31 protein-coding genes and 1 tRNA gene are annotated in these 18,528 nt (G+C 30.2%); all 32 read right to left on the minus strand.

The annotated features are described in order from the left end of the window. Position 1: 1 nt before the first annotated feature. Positions 2-736: a phage distal tail protein gene (locus tag ABFX13_RS02030; protein WP_346041605.1), complete on the minus strand. Its 735-nt coding sequence runs from the start codon at positions 734-736 to the stop codon at positions 2-4. Then, positions 729-3,503: a phage tail protein gene (locus tag ABFX13_RS02035; RefSeq protein ID WP_346041607.1), complete on the minus strand. Its 2,775-nt coding sequence runs from the start codon at positions 3,501-3,503 to the stop codon at positions 729-731. The genes ABFX13_RS02030 and ABFX13_RS02035 overlap by 8 nt, the downstream gene beginning before the upstream one ends. A 16-nt stretch (positions 3,504-3,519) precedes the next feature. Further along, positions 3,520-3,819, minus strand: coding sequence for a hypothetical protein (locus ABFX13_RS02040; RefSeq protein ID WP_346041609.1), 300 nt, complete (start codon positions 3,817-3,819; stop codon positions 3,520-3,522). After that, the gene (locus tag ABFX13_RS02045; protein WP_346041611.1) at positions 3,788-4,093 is read right to left on the minus strand and encodes a hypothetical protein; all 306 of its coding nucleotides are present in this window, start codon (positions 4,091-4,093) and stop codon (positions 3,788-3,790) included. The genes ABFX13_RS02040 and ABFX13_RS02045 overlap by 32 nt, the downstream gene beginning before the upstream one ends. Before the next feature lie 50 nt (positions 4,094-4,143). Further along, positions 4,144-4,611 carry a hypothetical protein gene (locus ABFX13_RS02050; RefSeq protein ID WP_346041613.1) on the minus strand — a complete coding sequence of 156 codons (468 nt, stop codon included), beginning with the start codon at positions 4,609-4,611 and terminating at the stop codon, positions 4,144-4,146. A 1-nt stretch (position 4,612) separates the two neighbouring features. Next, positions 4,613-5,020: a hypothetical protein gene (locus ABFX13_RS02055; RefSeq protein WP_346041615.1), complete on the minus strand. Its 408-nt coding sequence runs from the start codon at positions 5,018-5,020 to the stop codon at positions 4,613-4,615. Then, positions 5,010-5,453 (minus strand): hypothetical protein, encoded by a 444-nt coding sequence (locus tag ABFX13_RS02060; RefSeq protein ID WP_346041617.1) that lies wholly within the window; start codon positions 5,451-5,453, stop codon positions 5,010-5,012. The genes ABFX13_RS02055 and ABFX13_RS02060 overlap by 11 nt, the downstream gene beginning before the upstream one ends. After that, positions 5,443-5,751, minus strand: a complete 309-nt coding sequence (locus ABFX13_RS02065) for a hypothetical protein (protein ID WP_346041619.1) — start codon at positions 5,749-5,751, stop codon at positions 5,443-5,445. The genes ABFX13_RS02060 and ABFX13_RS02065 overlap by 11 nt, the downstream gene beginning before the upstream one ends. After that, complete coding sequence (locus ABFX13_RS02070; protein ID WP_346041621.1) at positions 5,748-6,083, minus strand: phage head-tail connector protein; 336 nt, start codon at positions 6,081-6,083, stop codon at positions 5,748-5,750. The genes ABFX13_RS02065 and ABFX13_RS02070 overlap by 4 nt, the downstream gene beginning before the upstream one ends. Positions 6,084-6,095: 12 nt before the next feature. Next, positions 6,096-7,205 carry a hypothetical protein gene (locus ABFX13_RS02075; RefSeq protein WP_346041623.1) on the minus strand — a complete coding sequence of 370 codons (1,110 nt, stop codon included), beginning with the start codon at positions 7,203-7,205 and terminating at the stop codon, positions 6,096-6,098. 13 nt (positions 7,206-7,218) lie between these two features. Further along, positions 7,219-7,974 carry a hypothetical protein gene (locus tag ABFX13_RS02080; protein WP_346041626.1) on the minus strand — a complete coding sequence of 252 codons (756 nt, stop codon included), beginning with the start codon at positions 7,972-7,974 and terminating at the stop codon, positions 7,219-7,221. Continuing rightward, on the minus strand, positions 7,975-8,403 hold the full coding sequence (locus ABFX13_RS02085) for an XkdF-like putative serine protease domain-containing protein (RefSeq protein WP_346041628.1): 429 nt from the start codon (positions 8,401-8,403) through the stop codon (positions 7,975-7,977). It lies immediately after the preceding gene. Beyond that, the gene (locus ABFX13_RS02090; RefSeq protein WP_346041630.1) at positions 8,384-8,671 is read right to left on the minus strand and encodes a hypothetical protein; all 288 of its coding nucleotides are present in this window, start codon (positions 8,669-8,671) and stop codon (positions 8,384-8,386) included. Before ABFX13_RS02090 ends, ABFX13_RS02085 begins: the two co-directional genes overlap by 20 nt. A 1-nt stretch (position 8,672) precedes the next feature. Further along, the gene (locus ABFX13_RS02095; RefSeq protein ID WP_346041632.1) at positions 8,673-9,518 is read right to left on the minus strand and encodes a phage head morphogenesis protein; all 846 of its coding nucleotides are present in this window, start codon (positions 9,516-9,518) and stop codon (positions 8,673-8,675) included. Continuing rightward, a complete protein-coding gene (locus ABFX13_RS02100) occupies positions 9,511-11,049 on the minus strand; it encodes a phage portal protein (RefSeq protein ID WP_346041635.1) in 1,539 nt (512 codons plus the stop codon). The genes ABFX13_RS02095 and ABFX13_RS02100 overlap by 8 nt, the downstream gene beginning before the upstream one ends. Further along, a complete protein-coding gene (gene terL / locus ABFX13_RS02105; protein WP_346041637.1) occupies positions 11,049-12,473 on the minus strand; it encodes a phage terminase large subunit in 1,425 nt (474 codons plus the stop codon). The genes ABFX13_RS02100 and terL overlap by 1 nt, the downstream gene beginning before the upstream one ends. After that, on the minus strand, positions 12,466-12,915 hold the full coding sequence (locus ABFX13_RS02110; RefSeq protein WP_346041639.1) for a transposase: 450 nt from the start codon (positions 12,913-12,915) through the stop codon (positions 12,466-12,468). The genes terL and ABFX13_RS02110 overlap by 8 nt, the downstream gene beginning before the upstream one ends. A gap of 84 nt (positions 12,916-12,999) precedes the next feature. After that, positions 13,000-13,224: a hypothetical protein gene (locus tag ABFX13_RS02115; RefSeq protein ID WP_346041641.1), complete on the minus strand. Its 225-nt coding sequence runs from the start codon at positions 13,222-13,224 to the stop codon at positions 13,000-13,002. A gap of 33 nt (positions 13,225-13,257) precedes the next feature. Further along, a complete protein-coding gene (locus ABFX13_RS02120; RefSeq protein ID WP_346041643.1) occupies positions 13,258-13,398 on the minus strand; it encodes a hypothetical protein in 141 nt (46 codons plus the stop codon). A gap of 194 nt (positions 13,399-13,592) precedes the next feature. After that, positions 13,593-13,667 (minus strand) — tRNA-Glu (locus tag ABFX13_RS02125). 171 nt (positions 13,668-13,838) lie between these two features. Further along, positions 13,839-14,342: a hypothetical protein gene (locus ABFX13_RS02130; protein ID WP_346041645.1), complete on the minus strand. Its 504-nt coding sequence runs from the start codon at positions 14,340-14,342 to the stop codon at positions 13,839-13,841. Between the two features lie 27 nt (positions 14,343-14,369). Further along, positions 14,370-14,627, minus strand: a complete 258-nt coding sequence (locus tag ABFX13_RS02135; protein WP_346041647.1) for an AbrB/MazE/SpoVT family DNA-binding domain-containing protein — start codon at positions 14,625-14,627, stop codon at positions 14,370-14,372. A gap of 131 nt (positions 14,628-14,758) precedes the next feature. After that, positions 14,759-15,163, minus strand: a complete 405-nt coding sequence (locus ABFX13_RS02140; RefSeq protein ID WP_346041649.1) for a RusA family crossover junction endodeoxyribonuclease — start codon at positions 15,161-15,163, stop codon at positions 14,759-14,761. A 215-nt stretch (positions 15,164-15,378) separates the two neighbouring features. Further along, positions 15,379-16,293 carry a phosphoadenosine phosphosulfate reductase domain-containing protein gene (locus ABFX13_RS02145; protein ID WP_346041651.1) on the minus strand — a complete coding sequence of 305 codons (915 nt, stop codon included), beginning with the start codon at positions 16,291-16,293 and terminating at the stop codon, positions 15,379-15,381. A 132-nt stretch (positions 16,294-16,425) separates the two neighbouring features. Beyond that, entirely contained in the window at positions 16,426-16,572 is a 147-nt protein-coding gene (locus tag ABFX13_RS02150) for a hypothetical protein (protein ID WP_346041653.1), read from the minus strand. A 10-nt stretch (positions 16,573-16,582) separates the two neighbouring features. Continuing rightward, complete coding sequence (locus ABFX13_RS02155; protein ID WP_346041655.1) at positions 16,583-16,711, minus strand: hypothetical protein; 129 nt, start codon at positions 16,709-16,711, stop codon at positions 16,583-16,585. Next, positions 16,711-16,899 carry a hypothetical protein gene (locus ABFX13_RS02160; protein ID WP_346041657.1) on the minus strand — a complete coding sequence of 63 codons (189 nt, stop codon included), beginning with the start codon at positions 16,897-16,899 and terminating at the stop codon, positions 16,711-16,713. The genes ABFX13_RS02155 and ABFX13_RS02160 overlap by 1 nt, the downstream gene beginning before the upstream one ends. After that, entirely contained in the window at positions 16,892-17,176 is a 285-nt protein-coding gene (locus ABFX13_RS02165; protein ID WP_346041659.1) for a hypothetical protein, read from the minus strand. The genes ABFX13_RS02160 and ABFX13_RS02165 overlap by 8 nt, the downstream gene beginning before the upstream one ends. A gap of 22 nt (positions 17,177-17,198) precedes the next feature. Continuing rightward, positions 17,199-17,462 (minus strand): hypothetical protein, encoded by a 264-nt coding sequence (locus tag ABFX13_RS02170; protein WP_346041661.1) that lies wholly within the window; start codon positions 17,460-17,462, stop codon positions 17,199-17,201. Further along, a complete protein-coding gene (locus ABFX13_RS02175) occupies positions 17,441-17,587 on the minus strand; it encodes a hypothetical protein (protein ID WP_346041663.1) in 147 nt (48 codons plus the stop codon). Before ABFX13_RS02175 ends, ABFX13_RS02170 begins: the two co-directional genes overlap by 22 nt. 11 nt (positions 17,588-17,598) lie before the next feature. Next, positions 17,599-18,108 (minus strand): dUTP diphosphatase, encoded by a 510-nt coding sequence (locus ABFX13_RS02180; RefSeq protein ID WP_346041665.1) that lies wholly within the window; start codon positions 18,106-18,108, stop codon positions 17,599-17,601. Between the two features lie 17 nt (positions 18,109-18,125). Further along, positions 18,126-18,503 (minus strand): hypothetical protein, encoded by a 378-nt coding sequence (locus ABFX13_RS02185; RefSeq protein ID WP_346041667.1) that lies wholly within the window; start codon positions 18,501-18,503, stop codon positions 18,126-18,128. Positions 18,504-18,528: the final 25 nt, after the last annotated feature.

Below are 18,528 nucleotides of genomic sequence, written 5' to 3' on the forward strand. Positions count from 1 at the left end.
CCTACCTATACATATTGCTATATAATATTTTAAAAGTGACATTTCCTTCAGTTAACTTATAATCATTCCAACCATTTTCAACTTTTGGAAAATCTGAATCTATAGAAAGTATAGGCATATTATCTACATCGTTTACTTTAATTGATTTCTTTTTGCAATCTATAGCTATTTTATCTCCTGCATTAAAACTTGTATTTAACTCAATAAATCCACTATCTAAAGTATTAGAAAATTCTAGTTTTATTTTACTGCAGGCTCTTTCAACACTAAACTCTAAATTTGGGTAAGTACTTTCTGTACCTATATATGTAAATCCACTTGTTTTTACTTCTTCTACATTTTCAATCCTGCAAGGATTAACTAAAAGGAATTCTAAGCTAAAGCTTTTTATTTTTGGGCTATCATTTAAATTTGTATCTCCGGATGGAACAACTAAATAATAGCTACCAGGTATCCAACTTAATTCTAATTTACATTCTTTTAAGTTACTTGAATGTATCCAATTAGAAATCTCTTCTTTATTTTCATAAGTTAAAAATCCGCTATCTCTATATTTAAAATCAAATATTATAGAGCGCGGATTCTTCTTTGTACTTCTTATAATAACTCCATTAGAGCCTGGTATATCTGCTGTATCATGTTCTATACTTCCTGTTATATCATGACTACATCCAGTGACTATTAAAAAGTCAGGCATAGGAATGTCGTTTAGCCATATACTTCCGTAATTATACATGTTGATAACCTCCAAACATTTTAGAATTCCTTTGTTTTATTTCTAGTAATTTTCTATCTATAATTTCTGCTAATTTATATAAGTCCTGTTCATTATTTAAAGCTCCTGCATTTATGTTTATATTATACGTTGAATTATCTACAGAACTATTATTTAAACTTCCTTCTTGAGGTAATGCATTAGTTGAAAAAGCTTCAATTGAATTATTAGCAAAATTTTCTACCGCTCTAGTTGATTTTGGTTCTCCTCTATCAACTCCAATTTGATAACCTTCTGTTGTCCATTCTCCAAACTGCATAAATAGTTTAGAAGGAGAGTTAATTCCTAATAATGCCTTTCCTTTATCTATCGCAGCTTTTACAACATCTTTTACGGCATTTACAGCAGATGATAATCCATTTTTTATCCCTTTAGCCAAGCCTTTAATTATATCTTTTCCTATTGATAAGAAGCCGGGAATAGCATCTTTAGTCGCTTTGGCCATATCTTTGATGACATTTCCCATAGCTTTGACAACTCCTGGAATTCCTTCTATTATACCTTTTCCTATAGCGAGCATTATTTCTACAATTGCAGATAATATTTGAGGTAAATTAGTTATAAGAGCTTCGGCTAAAGCTGTTATAATTTTTCCTGCTGCCTCTATTATCTTAGGAAGATTATTAGCTATACCATCAACTATAGCTAATATAATCTTTAATGCACACTCTATAATTTGAGGTAAGTTATTAATTATAGTTCTTATTAAAGTTTCCATTATCTTAATTGCAGAATCTATTATCTTTGGCAAATTAGCAGTTAAGTTTTCAGAGATTGCATTTATTATTTGTATTGCTGCATCAATTAACTTTGGCAGTGCATTTACAATACCATCAACTACGGCTGTAAGTATTTGTGCTCCACCCTCTATTATTATAGGTAAAGACTGAACTATAACATCTAATATAGTTGTTAATAATCCCATAGCTGTATCTATTAAAACAGGTAGTACTGATAATATTCCATCTATTAAAGCCATTAAAATAGTTATCCCTGTATTAAGTATGATAGGAAGGTTTGTAGCTATGGAGTTTGCCCAAGCTTGAATTATTGTAATTCCCGTATTTATGAAAGTAGGTAACATTTGAACAATTCCATTTGTTAAGTTAGTTACTATTTCAGTCGACTTTGCAAAAACTTGTGGCATAGCTTCAGTTAAACCTAGTAATAGGTTAGTTATTATTTCAATACCTTTTGTTATAAATTGAGGTATTATAGTAGACATATTATTTAATGCATTTTTGATAGCTTCATTCACTTTCTCAAATACACCTTGAATACCACCTTGTGCATATGCTTCCGGTAATGTCTTTGTAAAAATAGTTACTAAACTTCCAAAAACATCTTGTGCTTTTACTTTTATGAAATCCCATATCTTAGTAACTCCATTTTTAAAGTTTTTATTAGTTTTCCATAGATGCATAAAAGCAGCAGCAACTGCTCCAATAACCGCTGCAAAAGTTAAAAATGTAGCACTTGCAGTTCCGATAAGTCCTACCACCCCGGATATAAGCGGCCATACTGCACCTAATACTAATTTCCAACCATTGAAAAGTCCTAATCCTAAGCCTAAAGGAAGTAATAGTAATGTCATAGCTGGTAATAAGAAACCAATAGCTCCTGCAACTTTTGCTATAATAGGATGTGTTTCATTGAATTTAGTTATCCAATCTGCTACAACACCAGTTACTTTAAATGCTATTTCTAAAAACTTTCCTGCTGCTTGAATCACAGGTTCAAATGCCTTTGCAACTTTACCCTGTGTAGTTTCTGCTAATTTCTTTAAAGCCCCATCTGCTTCTAATGCCGATTTAAACATAGTTTTATACGCAAAAAAAGCACCCATACCAACAAGTGGAAGCGCCATAGTCATACTTCCTAATCCAGCTGTTATCCCTCTCATAAGTAATCCATACTTAACCATATCACCTTGAGCTGCTTTTATGGCCATCTTTTGAGCTGACCAACCTTTTATAGTTTTATCCATAGATGTACCAAATTTTCTATACAATTCAGAAAGTCTACTTATAGGAGCTTGACCTGCCGCCATAGTTTCATTTAATAATTGGAACTGCCCTATTGTACTCGGTGGTAATAGCATTTCCGGTTTTATTCCATGTTTAGCTAAACCTTGCATTCTTTGTATTAATATCTGTGTTTGATTTCCCATTAACTTTGTCATACGAGCGTTAAGTTTTATAGAATTCGCCTGTTGCCGAAGTTGCATATCTGTTAAACCTAATTGACTCCTCATATATATTTGCTTAAATGTCGTATCATCTAACCCTAACGCAAATGTATTTATAGCATCTCTAGCATTTAAAGCTTCTTGAGAATACTTACCATATAATCTTTGAGCTGTTCTAGCTTCTTTATGTAACTTCATCATTTCTCTATATGCTTCTTTAGTACTTTCAGGAACATCTCCGCCTAATACCATAGATAATCTTTGCATTTCTCTATTGAACTTATTAGATTCCCCAGAAGTGCTACCGAATGTATTACCCATTCCACCGACAGAGGTTTTAGCTCCTATAGCTTCACGTTGTAATCTTCTTAATTCTTCTACAGTTTCTTTTAATGATTCCGTAGCTGATTCAGCACCTCTGGTTACATCACTTTTTAATGTATCTCCTAATCCCGATGCTTCATCTTCGGCTCTATCCATACCTCTACTGAAATCATCAGTTTCAGCACTAATTTTGACTCTAAACTCTTTATCTGCCATTCAATTCCTCCTTTCTTTAAAGGTTGAATTTTTTCTTTAAATCTTTAGCCATTTGATCCATTTCTTTTTTACTTCTCTTTTTCTTAAATATGTTAAGTAACTTGCCTTTTTTAGCACTTGCATACCCATAAGCTACAGATACTTTTAAATCTTCTAGCTTTTGTTTATATTGCCTAACATATATATCTAACTCATAAAAATCAGCATTATAGAATACTTCTAAATCTATTTGATGATTTATTACATAGTGTTCAATACATTTATCCCAATCTAAAAAACCCTCTTTAGTTAGAGGGTATGATATCTTTATTATCATCAAATTCTTTTATCACAGCTTTTAATAAATCTCCATAAAGCTTGTATATTTCCTTATCTCCTATTTCATCTGCAAGATTTAATACTTCATCTTCGCTTATAAATTTATTTGAGAAACTTATAGCACATCTTATAAGTGTATACATATCTGACTCTGTCGGAGCTTCATCTGTAAGTATAGGCTTCTTAGTTATATCGCAATACATCTTCTTCTGTCTTGCACCTAACTTCATTATGTATTCTTTGTCTCCGTATTTTCTAACTATTATTTTCATAAAGTACCTCCTAAATTTTAAATAAAAAAGATGGATAATTAAATCCACCTCTAATTTTCTATTGAAACCAACAATGATGGATCAGCTAATTCTGCATGCCCATTAACAACTAATTCTATTTCAAGTCCTGCTAATCCATCTTCAAAGTCTCCACTAAATGTTTCAATCTTCATCGTTGCTTCAATTAAATCTTCTGTTTTTCCTGTTGATCCAGCTGTATAACCTGGCTTTTTAACTGCTAACTTTATATCTAAATCATCAGCATCTTTCCAGGCTTTCCAAAGCATATTAAAAACTGAACTTTCTGTCTTATCTGATAGATTAGCAACTGCGGACATATCCACCGAGAAATCTTGCCCTGTTAATTCTCTTGATGTCATACATTGTCCTTGGCCTGCTGCAACTCTATCAACAAACTCCTCAAATTCATTCGATGCTTCAAATGATGCTCCACTTTGACCAGCTATAGGCTTCCCATCTTTCATTATAAGCACATCAGCACTTCTTGTATTAGCCATTTTAATTCCTCCTTTGTAATGTAAAATCAAATGAAATAGAACCCTCATATAGTATTGTGTTTTCATCTATATAATGCTCTTCTATTCCATTTGAATCATTTTCGCTTAATTTGCAATCTATAATTTCATACCCTCCTGCAACTTCATAAATCATTTCATATAAACTATTATATATATCCATATACTTGTTATTTACTTCTTTTCTACCTTTGTTCCCACCATCATAAAAATAGGATAATTCCCAGGTTATAAAGTAAATTATATCTCCAGTCCTTATCCTTCTATCTTTTAAACTTGTATTACCTAGTTTTATATAAGGCATCTTAGCTTCTTCATCTATAACATCTAATACAGTAAAGCTTTTATCTGTAAGCTTCTGATATATTGCTCTTTGTAAACTATTTATCATAACTAGAAAGTATCCTTTCTACATCACTTGTAAACTTTGGAGTAACTTCTTCAAATGCAGGTATTAAGTAAGGTTTCTTTCCTTTACCTGCAGGATAATTTACTTTCTTAACAAATATCCAGTTGCCATCTTTACCCTTGAATCTTAAAAACTTAGCTTTCTTAGGTTTAATAACATAAGCTTTTGAACCAAACTCTCTAGCTCTAGCATACTTAACATTTGTTCCTACAAAGGAATCTTTACTTTTATGTTTAGTGTTTATGCTTGTTTTAAGTCTTGAAGTTTTAACAGCAACTTTACTTTTAGCTATTCTTTCTATCATATACGCGTGTGTTTTTCTTGATTCTGTTGTATTTTCTACAACGTGCTTATGGTAACCTATTATATATCCAGGTAATTCTTTAAGATTTATTGTATCTACTTTAATTTGCATTTTCTAACACATCCAATGTTATATATGTCTTATTTCTAACTCTTTTAGGCTTACTTACAGGTTTATAATAAATACCATTAATATATATACAAAAGTTTTTTAAATTTATTTCATCCATAGTTATAATACTAATAGACTCATAATTAACTACACCAAAAATCTGTATCTGTTTTTCTATTCTTATACTGGACTTATTACAAAATATAGATTTATTAAAACTTTTATTCTCTATATATCCACCTTGCCCATCACTTCTTTTGCTTAGTTCGTAAACTTCTGCTAAAGTATCAAATCTCATATTAATCGCATCCTAACTTTAGAGTTTGATTGAGTTTTATTATCTTTTATCCATATATCTAAATCCTTTATATATGGATCTAGTAAATTGTTATTATATGAGAAGTTGACTCCATCACTATTTTCAGAGTTTAAACCTTCACTACCTATAAGATTATATCTAGCTATAGCTAATTCAATAACTATATATTCAAGTTCTGTAGGTAATTCTTTTTTGCCTATATAATTTAAAACCCTTTGAGTTGGTCTTTTTATTAAAGAATATAAAAGCTCATCCTTATCAGATGAGCTTAACCCTAATGATATTTTAACTTCATTTAGAATATTATCCATTTTTAATTATCCTTATTTTTTATTACTAGATTTACTAGTCTTTGTTTTAGATTCTTCCTCTACAGGGACTTCTTCTGTGGATCCATTATTAGCTAATTGTGCTGATACTTTAGCAGCTAGTTTCTCTATGTCAAATCCATCAACTTTTAAATTTTTAACTTCTAAAACAGATACTCCTACAGGTTCAGTATAATCCATCCAAGCAACGCATTCTGGATTATTTATTACAGCGTCTAAATAAGCAAATCCTATATGGTAAGTTGCATCTCTCTTAGCACATTCAACTCCTGAAGAAGTCATAGTATATCTTACATTTCTAGTAAATACAGGTTGTAAGTTTGATAATGGAGTTAATGCTATAAAGTTATCTGGATAAGTAGAAACAACTTCTATAGGTAATCCCGATATTTTAACTAATTCTCCATCCTTTATAACACTATCTGCCCAAGCTGTAGGTCTAGCTATTATAGATCTCTGTATATCCAGCTTAGTGTTTTCTGACATTATCCAATGGAAATTAAACTTAGGATGATTCCAATATTTAGATTTTATTTTCTTTTTGATCGTTATAAAATCTTCTGGAGTTGGTAGCTTAGCTCCTAAATTTATTTTATTGCTTATAGCTTTTATCTTCTTAACAAATCCATCTAGTATTTTTAAGAAATCATCGTCACCAGTTCCACTAGCTGCAGTATCTCCATTAAATAACAAATCCTGCATATCTAAAGCAAAAGCTTCTTGCATCAAAGAAGTTAATGCAGTTTCCATGTTTTGACCTCTTTGTTGCAATATGTACCAAACATCATCATTAGATAACCACATATCTAGGAATACTTTAACAACGTTGTAAGGTATATCTCTTTTATTTACATCAAAGTTACCTGCAGGGACTTCTCCTGGAGTATAAGAATATTTTCTAGTCTTTCTTGTTTGAGCTTCTAAGGCTTCTATATTTCCACTTGTTTGGTCCTTATATTGAACATTTAATTTTTTCAGTGTATTTGAGTTTGCTATTATATCATATATAAAGGCTTCTGCTTGATCTGTAACTAATAAAGTTGATGCTGCATTAGCCTTTTGTAATTTAGTTATCATTTCCGATTTTGTTAATGCTATAGTCATATATTATTACCTCCTATTTATTGAATGCTTCTTCAAAAGCACTTATATAAGATTTTTTTACTTCTTTTCCTTCTCCACCTGTGCTAGTATCTAATGATTGTGGAGCTCTTCTTGATTTCTTTAAGTCGGCTATTTCATCCACTAAAGGTTGAGTAGCTTCTTTTATCGCTTTAGCTATTATTTCTTCTTGAGTAGGTTCTGCTTCACTTCCTCCTCCTTCTGTTCCCTCATCGCCTTTAGGCGGTTCTTCTTCGCCTTTTAAAACTTTAATTTCATCCCTTATAGGATTTAAAGCTTCATCAAGCATTTTCTTTATATCTTCTGGTTTCATATCTTCATCCTCCTTACTTTTCTTGATTTCTTGTATCTGTTCTAATGACTTTTGAATACCAACTGTATTAACCGTATTAATTATGTAAGCCTTAAAAGCATCAATTTGAGTAGCCATGTGTGTAGCTTTATCTGTTACGGTAGAATCTAATAAAGTATTCTCCAATGAATCCATTAAAGCCCATCTAGCTTCTCTTATCCTATCTCCAATTAACGTTTCACCAACTAAAGTATTAAAGTCAGTTATGTATTCACTTTTCTTAATCTGTTGCTTCTCTTTAGCAAAGAAACTTTTTAAGACATTAAAAAAACCTCTAAATTCTTCTTCATTAGAATCTACAGGTTCTTTATCTGATTTATATATTTTTACTGTTTGCTTATTAGCCCCTTTATTAACTAAGCTAATAAAGTCTATATCTATTTCTTTCATTCTAGGCACTTAACTCTCACCTCCTTCATATATAGCAGTTCCTCCTATACTAAACCCAGTTATATTACCAAGTTTAATATCATTCCAAGTTGTATCGTCTGTTACTTTTATTGCTGCTACCCAGTCATCTTTTAAAACATCAATTTCTGGTATATCACATTTAGCTATATAGTTTTCTACTACATATCCATATCCACCAATTTCATTATGTTGTTTATCAACTCCTGCAGTAGCTATATTAGTTGTATTCATAAGCTTCTCCATAAACTTATGAGCTGCTTTCTTAACATCATCTACAGTTGCCCAATCTCCATGACTATCGGTATAATCTGTAGGGTTTCCATTTTCATCAAACTCTTTTGAAGGTCTATAAACTACACCTTCAACTATTCTATTTTCTTCATCAAGCTTAGCTATTTTAACATCTAGTTGTTTCACTATACTCCACCTCAAATATTAACATATCTTCTAGCGTTTCAAATCTGTTACTAGCATATGCATTTACTATTTTTATGTTCGGACAATTCTTCATTCTAAGTTCATCATCATACTTATCTTTATAATAATTAATTTTATCTTTAAAATTATTATTTAAATTAATTATTATCTCTATAGCTCCATTAGGCATTTCTATAGCTACTCCAATATACTCTTGTTTTGTATCTATAGCATCTTTGAAAATTTTAATTAATTCTTGCTTAGTCATATTAAATTACCTCTCCTTTTAGTATAGGTTTTAAAGTACATCTACATTGAATTACATTGCTTGCTTTTGCATCGTGGCTATTATCTCCAGGATAATCTAACAAATCATCATCCACTATAAAAGGATCATCAATTTTAACTCTTTGGCCATTAGCTTCTAAGTGATGTTTTCTAGTTCTTTCATCTTCATGTGAATCCCATTCTTTACCTATAACAACTCCACTTTCTTTATATCCTTCAAGTGTTCCTGCATTGCTAGAACTTATTATCTCCGTTCTAGATACTACTGTAGCTCTTTTCATACTAAACTCAGGCATATTCTTAATTCTATTTGATAGTTCTGGTATACCTTCGCCTAGTTTAAAGCCTTCTGATAGTTCTTTTATAATAGCTTTATGAGTTGTGTCAGCTACTTTTATAGCAAACTTAATCTTCTTATCTTCCAAGAATTTAAGCGCATTTTCATTTAGCAAATCAAACGATACTCCCACACTTGATTGCCCTACTTGATCAAGTACCTCTGACTTAACTAAATTCAATATACTCATAAAATGTTTATATACTATTTGTTCATATAAAACTTGTTGCTTTTCTATATTTTCTATGTATATGTTTAATATCTCATGAGTTATATCCTCTCCTAAGTTCTCTATACTATCTATTAACCTCGACTGTTGTAAACTAAGTAAAAGATTAAACTCACTTTCAAACTCTAAAAAAGCTTCATAAGTTAACTCAAGCCATTCATCAGATTGTTTAATTGAATATATCCAATCTTTATTTTCATCATTCTTTCGTATAAATGATTTTAGGATTGTATTAACTATACTAAGTTTGTTTTTATTCATTTAAAGCACCCTCTATAGCCTTTTGAAGTTCCTTTAAAGGATTTATTACATCTTGTATATTATAAGCCTTAGAAATAGGATTATTTTCATCAAACATAGGTTTCTTCATGCTATTTTTATTAGCTAAGTAAACTTGTAAAGGAATGTCCGCCCATTCATCAGTTAATGGTTCAAATTCCTTGCCAAGAAGCTTACCTAAGCTATCTAATAACATATTTGGTGTAGGAACTCCTGCTGCTATATATGGAGCTAATGCTTTAGCTATCTCAGTATCATCTGTAGTTTTTACTCCTTTAAACTTAAGTTCTACATATCTAATACCTAGTTCTTTCATTAACTTTTTATTTAATAAATCTGCTAAATCTTCCCTAGCAGGTTCAAAAGTTTGTTCTTCTGTTATTTGTTTAGCAGTTTCTGCAGTAGCTTTATTATAATCTTGTGTATCTCCTGTATAAATAGGAGCTAATCTAAATGAACTTCTTACTGCATCCCTATTCTTATCTAAATATTCTAAGAATAAAGCATCATCTTGCATTATTTCTGCTAACTTTTCAAAATGTATTTTTACATTTGATTTACCTTCTTCCATGCTAAGCTCATTATTGAAAGCTTCAGCTTCCAAGATTAAATACTTATGTTGTGCTGCTGTCCCTTTAGCATCACTTAATAAGTCTATACTATCTTGAGTCAACTGACCATTTTCAACAACTATAGCTAAAGGTATGTGCCTTCCTTCATCAAAGTACTTATAATTAAGTTCATCAGCACTTCTAGAACCCATCATCTTAATTAAGACACCGATATATCTAGGCAATCCATATGGAGTATAAGGGCAATATATATTATCAAATATAATAGAGTTAGCTTCATCATCTATATTCATTTCTTGCCCCTCTGCTAAATATTCTCCAGTAAGTCTATTTAACTTTCTAGGATCTCCTAACTCTTTAAAATAAACTTGCTTAGAGCCTACCATCTGAATAAACTTTTTAAACTTCTTCCATCTTTTAATTTTACGTTCATTTCCATTAGAATCAGTTATAGTCTCTTCAACTTCAATAGGATCACTCTCTTTACATAGTCTTACAGTGTGAGCTGCTATATGTTGAATCTCTGATATTTCTCCAGTTTCATCAGCTATGCACTCAATAGTTGCATAACCTAATCTTTCTCTATCATCTATAAACTTTTTAAGAACTCCCGTAAATCGTTCATCAAAATTGCAGTATTTTAAGAATAACTCATACTTAGACCAATCTTCATCAGCTATCTTATTCTTTGAGGTTTCAGTTTTATAATCAAAGTTATAGTCTAGGTTATATCCAAATCCAACTATATTAGTTTTATAAGCTTCTATGCAAACTTGTAATATATCACTATTTTCAGTTATCCTAGCTAAAGCTTCTATATTCATTTCTGGTTGAATAATAAATCCTTGTGTGTAGAAATCACTAAATATATCATCAATTTGCTTAGATCTACTTATACTAGATCCATCTATCTTTTTAATTCTAACTTGCTGCTTTGTCATTATCTCCTCACCACCTTCCTACGTTCTTTTTTAGTTGTCGTCTTTTCATCTAAGGTATTATTTATAAATGCTTGCATGATCTCTACTAGTCCTGTAGTTGCATCTGGAGCATCATCATGTGCATTTTTACCTTTTCTTTGGAATTTGTTCATATCTGTATAATACTCTGGAAATCTTTCTCGCCAGTTAATAGGAAAATGAAGCTTATTCATTACCCAACTACTTTGAGTTAATATTCTAGCTTCTTTATTTTTATTTTGAAAAAACCACTTAACAATAGTTCTTCCTTTTAGTGACTCAATTGCTGATTTTATATTTCTAGCAAAACTTTTACCACCGTTATTACTTTCAACTATAGCTACATCAGTATTATTTCTTATTAACACATGAGGAACTTCTTTTTCAGTATCTTCCATAGGAGCATCTGTATAATAAACATCAAGTACATATCCTTCACCTTTATATACACCGCCTACAATAGTACAAAGCTTATCCTCTCCATCATCTGCAGTATCTGTATAGCTTAATATTTGTTCAAAATAAGGTGGTAATTCTTCATAAGTACTAAATCTAGTATATAATTTATGTTTAGCATCTATAGGCTCTTGTTGATAGTTAGCTAATGCTATATCTTCTCCCATAGCTCTTACTTTCATTTCATAACTTGCTTTTGATAATACTGCTTCACATAACATTGAGCCATCATCTTGAAGAGCTTTCATAAGTATCTGTCTACATACTTTTTTCTCTTGTTTAAAGTGTTCTAATGCTCTTCCTGCTAAATCTAAAGAAGCCCATCTAGTCATTATAATTATTATCTTTCCGCCTTCTTCAAGTCTTGATAGCATTGTATTAGTAAACCAATCCCAATGCTTTTCAAGTACCATTTCATTATTAGCTTCATCAGCATTTTTAATAAGGTCGTCTATAATTAATAATGAACATCCAAATCCTGTTGCAGTTCCTCCTGGTGATGTTGCTAAGTAACTATTATAAGCTCCTTCAAGTCCCCAAAGGCTCATAGCTCCATCACCACGTTTTATCCTAGTGTTAGGAAATATATCAGAATAAACAATTATATCTTCATCAGCTTTTTTCTCCATAATTGCATTTCTTACACTCTTTGAAAATGTAGTTGATAAAGTTTCGTTGTATGATCCTGTCATTACCTTTGCATTTATATTCTTACCAAATACCCATTCAGTAAATAAAGAAGCTGTTCTTGATTTACCATGTCTAGGTGGCATATTAATAAGTAATATATCATTATCACTATAATAAAAATCTTGCATCTCATTACATAGCTCAACTAAATAATCTCTGTCCTCTTGATAGAAGTCAGGAGCCATTGCATTACAAAAATAAAAGAACTCACGTCTTGCGAGTTCTTTCTTAGCTTCTAATATTATTTTATCTCTATCCATCTCGTATCAACTTCTTTAAATCTTCTGTGCTTAATCCTTCTAATGGATTTTTAACTTCTATAGTGTTATTAGATTCTACAACTTGTTTGTCTCTCCATTTATCAGGCCTTCGATTTTTAAGCCAGAATATTTGTGCTGTTGTATCGGGAGCAACTTGTTTAGTTACTCTTTTAGTCTCTTTTCCATTCTCATAAATTACTTCATCATATTCATAACCTAGAGCTCTTTTAAGTAGCGCATTTTCTACTTCATAATCAACTATTTCTTTTCCTCTTTTTAGGGACTCGGAAAACTCGGAATACTTCTTTTTGTAATCATATAAAGTTGATATGTGTATTCCTATTTTTTCCGCTATCTGTTCATCAGTGAGCCCATCTCTTGCCCATCCTTCAATCAATGTAAGCTTAGGCTCAACGTGAGTGAAGTATTTGGACTTTGCCATGAACTCACCTCCTACTTTTTTATATTTTAATGATAACTATTATTTATACTAAAAAAGAACTCTATTCCTAGAGTTCTCTCAACTTTATGTTAAATCAAATGTAACACACTTAAAACTTGCTAATTGTTTTAAATCATATACTTGTTTAGTTTTTACATTCCTTAATATTAAATTTGTTCCTTTAGTCTTACATTCATTAGCTATAATTTTTAAAGAAGCAGTGTCATATTTACTAGCATCAAGTATAATACTTCCACCAAATGAAACTATTTGTTTTATATAATATACATCATACGTGTTTTCACTCATCTTATCACCCCACTTTCAAGTATATAATACTACTTAAACAGAGCTTTCCCTTCTTTTTTTATCAAATTTATCAAAATTAGGTTTCTTACTCATTTCTTTCTCTATATTTCTTAACTCACTATCTAACTCATGGATCATCTTAATTGCTTCATCAGCATCTTTCCACTTTTTCATATGTTCACCCTTTTATACAAAATTAAAAAGCCAGGTGAGAGGTCCTGACTTTTTTCTGTAATAACTTAAAGATTTGTTTGAACGTAATACATCCTAAAATACTACTATATGAGTGTTAGTTTATACTCCGTACCGCTACAGAGTTGTCTTTATACTCAACACGAGTTGCTCAAAGAGCCGTAAGTTATATTATTTGGTGAGGACAACAAGTTTCGAACTTGTAACTGATACATGAAAGGTATCTGTTTTACCACTTAAACTATATCCTCACGTTACCAGGGTAAGGGGAATACCCTGGTCATTATATTTATCATAAAAAGGGGTATTGGGAGTAAAGAAATCTAGCTTGTCCTAAATCTCTTATACTAACATAATATCACCTTTTAACCCCTTGTGCTTCTGAACTTATTCGGAAGTTTTTCTGTCATTTTTCTGCGTTTTTAAAAATTCACTATACCTTCCATTGCTGTATTTTTAAAATTATAAAAAGGATACATTGCAGACATTGATTTATAAATCATATTATCTCTTATTGAATAGTAAGTATCTTTACCTACATTCATTTTATCTCCATAAACTTTCCAATCTTTTATTTTTAATAAATATCTTATTTTAAACATTTCCTCTTCTTCTCTACTAAAATTAGATTTTGCTCTTTCAATCCTTTTTAAATCTCTTTCTTTTTTACGTTTTTCTTTCTCTAAAAATTCTATTTGCTTTTGTTTTTGTATTATCTCCCTTTCTATAGCTGAACTTATATTAGTACTTGTTTGTACTCTTTCTGAATACTCTATAGATCCGCAACCTAAATAATCTTGTTCTATAAACTCTATTTCTTCATCTAGATATGTAATTTCTTTTTTTAAATTTTCATAATGATAAAACATTCCTTCTACTTTCGAAAATAAATCATCAATTTCAAGCTCTTTTTCTATAATATCCATATATCCACCTACTTACTATATATCTTTTTACTCAATAACCTCTTTAATTTCATTCAAACATTTTTTACAAATAAAAATATCCTTTATATTTTTTAAATCTTCCTCAGAATCGCATAAAGTACATGAATTATTTTGTTTTTTAATTTTAATAGTTCTATTTTCACATATTATTTCAACTGGATCATGTTCTTTTATATTTAATATTTTTCTAAATTCCTTTGGTATTACAACTCTACCTAATGAATCTATATTTCTTGTAATACCTTTATTATTTTTATCGTTCATTCTATCACTCCTAAAATATTGGCAACTATAAATGTAGTTACCTTTTATGTTTAATCTAATTATTAAGCGTATATATGGTGTTGATTAATATATACCCTACTAATGAATATTTTAACAAATCAAAATAATCATTATATTTTCTCGATTGTAACTTCTACACGAGGTCTATCACTATAATATTTTTTAAAATCACCTTCAACTATAGCTGCATCATCTTTATAAGCTATCGTATTCAAAGAATCAGCTACAAGCTTATATACATTATCTATATCAGGTTTCTTACTAGGTCTTAGTATATTCTCTCGCTTTTGTTGCTTAACTTTATTAGAATCGCTTTTAGCAATACTGTAGTATGCAATTACAGTTAATCTTACATACCCCTCAAAATAATGTTGAACTTGACATTTATATAATAGTTTTATATAGTTTTCATACATTTTTGTCTTTTCTGGAGTATAAGCTCTTTTAGTTTTAGTGTTAACCCTAGGTCTTGCTTTTCCTATTGGCTCTCCGTCTATTGTAAAATTAACTTTCATATCAATCTCCTAAAATTTTTTTAATATATAAATATTATTTTTAATGGTCGCATATACTAGAATTAACCTCTCAGTATAAGACAACGTGTTTAATTAATATATAAAGGCTAGACTAATTTCTAGCCTTTATATACTCATATCATATTAAATTAAATTTAGTTTACTTAACCATAAGATCCAAGATATTTATATCAATCTCCTAAATCCAATCTTTTTTATTCACTTTCAACCCCTATATAATCTAAAACTTCTTTTATACCTAATTGATCCATACAATAAGAATGTAATTGAGGATGTGTTCTTTTCATCCTCTGAAATCTATTTTCTCCTTTTTCCATATGACATCCAAATCCACAAAATATACAACCTGTCCTACTTTCACCTGTTGTCTTATATTTATACGAATTATCAAAGTAACTTAATTGCTCTTCGCATACAATCTCACCATACACACTAGTTATTTCGATTTTATATTTATATATAAACTCTAAAACATCTTGATCTGTCCAAACACTCATTGGTTTACTTTGAGGTTCTTTATTCTCAAAGGCATTACATCCTCCATCTTTAACATATCTTATAGTCCTATTATTACTTTCACTTGCCATAACCCCTGTTATTGCTACTCTTCCTGTTATTTCTTCATATTTATGGAAAGGTCGTTTTTTCATTATTTCACAACACATTTCACTAATCTCAAATGGAGCACTTAATAAGTAGTGCCATTTATTACTTAACTTACCTGCTGTACCTCTTTCATCTCCATAAAGCAGTTTATTTCTATAAGCATCACTTAAATTATTATGTCTTAACTTCCTAATAGCCATTGCCTGTGATTTTGATATAATAGGATATCCATATTTACCTATCACTTGCTTAAAGCTCATTTTAGGCCTTATTATTACATCTGCTATATTCCTTGCAAACTCTTTAAGTTCTGGATATTCAAGTCCAGTATCGCACCATACTCTAGGAATTTTAATATCTCCAAACCTTTCTATCTCTACTTCTGCAACTAAACAATGTAAAACTGTACTATCTTTTCCACCACTAAAACTTACATATAGTCCTTCTCTGCCGTATAAATCTATTGCTGAATTTATTCTATTTTTAGCAATTTTTATCTTCATCCATAAAGGATAATTTTGTCTTATTCTTAGGATATCTTCTAATAACACTCATAACACCCACTTGTTTTATCATTTAGTTATCATTATCAATATACCTATACAGATATACTGATAATGATATGTATTCCATACTTATTTTTTATTCGTTTCTCTCTTAGCTTTTATCCATTCTCTTTGAGTTATTCTTTTGCAATCTCTACAATACGTATAGTATTTACCATTATAAACTGGCCAATCTTCTATGTTTATATATCTATGACACATAGGACATTTCTTCATAAGCTCACCCCTATTTTCTAGTTAGACACCCACATACTGGGCATTGATAATACTCAATACCTCTTATCTCTATAACCATGTATTTCTCATTACAATAATTACACTTTTTCTTAGTTACTAACTGTAATATATGAGCCATTACAACATCATCCCTATCTTAGTGTATATTTCAACTAAATCTTCACCTACATTCACACTTAGCTTTTTAACATCTTCTGTCTTTATAGTTCTTACAGCTCCTCTTGGTGTAATCTTTTTATTTACGAAATCTATAATAAATGCTGTGTCTATTTTATCCTTAACTTGTCTTTGCATTTCACTAGCCATTCCTAACTTTTTTATACATATTAAAGTTATCTTGCTTTAAATTCTCAATTTTCTTATCTCTCTGCTCTAGCGCTAACTTTAATCTTTCTATTTCTTGATTTTGTTCTTGTTCTCTAGATTCTGAAAAATATTTATTTGTAGCTAGTTTTTCTTTAAGGTCCTTAACTTTTCTATCTGCTGCTGATCTTGCACTTTCTAAAATTCTTATATCCTTAACTAACTCATTAGTTTCTTTTTCATAAGTCTTTCTTAAAACAAATGGTAATTTAAATTTCATCTTTAGTTCCCCCTTATATAGTTTAATTTTCAATATAAAATCTATTTACAAGATAATCTCCATAATCTTTGCCCTCTTGGTAAACTTCTTCTTTTTCAAAGGTATTAAAACTCTTATACTTTTTCTTAAGCTGCAATTCATGTTTAGCTATAATAACGTTATAATTATCAACTACAAATTTTTCTACGACTCTATTGTGAGTACTTATAAATGACTTATTTGCAAGGCCTTTCAAACTAACTACAAGTGAACAGTTAGCTCTTTTTATTTCTTGATTGATTTGCATTTATTTAACTCCTCCCTTTGTTGTGCAACTATATATCTATCTAATATCTCGCTCAGTCTAACTGTAACAAGGGTATGTCCAAATTCTTCATATAACTCCCCTAAAGCTTCTCTTAACACTTCCATACTGTTCCCCCTTATTTAAATTTTGGATTCGAATAGTTTTCTTCCATCTTTTTAAAGTAAGCTTCTTTGATTTCATCCATATCGAATCCTAATGAATATACAAGCTCTACATATTTAGTTATTAAAGTATCTAACTTATGCTTACCAAACATCTTTCTCCAAGGTAATGTAGTTATCTTATAAGCTATGTATATAAACTGTCTTTCTAAACTTGTTGTCTGAGTTTCCTCAACTGAAGCAATCAAATCTACATCTAATTCATTCGCTAAATTTCCTAAATGACTTAATAGGTCCGCTAGTTCTTCTTTCAATCTATCCTGATTAACTTGTGATCTATCCCACCACTTATGTATCTTAGTTTCATTAAGAACTTCTACCAACTCACTTAATAAAGCTAATGTAAGCCACATAGGGACTTCAAATTTACTTTCTTGATAATTTATACCTTCAACAAGGTGTAAGTACCCTAAGAACTTGTCCTGCTCTTTTTTTACATAATTTAAATCTATCACTGTACTCATATTAATTTTCTCCCTCATTAAATCATATCTAGTCTAGGTTTTAAAATTTCAAACTCAATATTAATTTTGTTTTTCATTATTGAGAATTTTTTATTTTTCAAGCCTTTATATAAAACAGGTGCACTTACTCCAGAACATTTAGCAGCATCTTTAATTGTATTCACAATCATTGTGCTTTCATTTTTTCTAACTCTTACCTTTCTTGTAATAGCTTTTTCAATACACCCTAAAAAGTAATTTTCAAATTCAAGGTAATGTTCATCATTTTCAAATACTAATAAACCTTTAGTATTGAGTTTTATATATGTTTCTAATTCATCACCCCAAACCATACCTTCTTCTAGTAAATCCTTTGCTATTGAAGTAGCAATATTTTTTTGGTGTTTCTTTAACAATTTTAATCTCCCCTTTTTTACCTGG

Origin of the sequence: Paraclostridium tenue (assembly GCF_039521565.1) — a bacterium.
GTDB lineage: Bacteria > Bacillota > Clostridia > Peptostreptococcales > Peptostreptococcaceae > Paraclostridium > Paraclostridium tenue.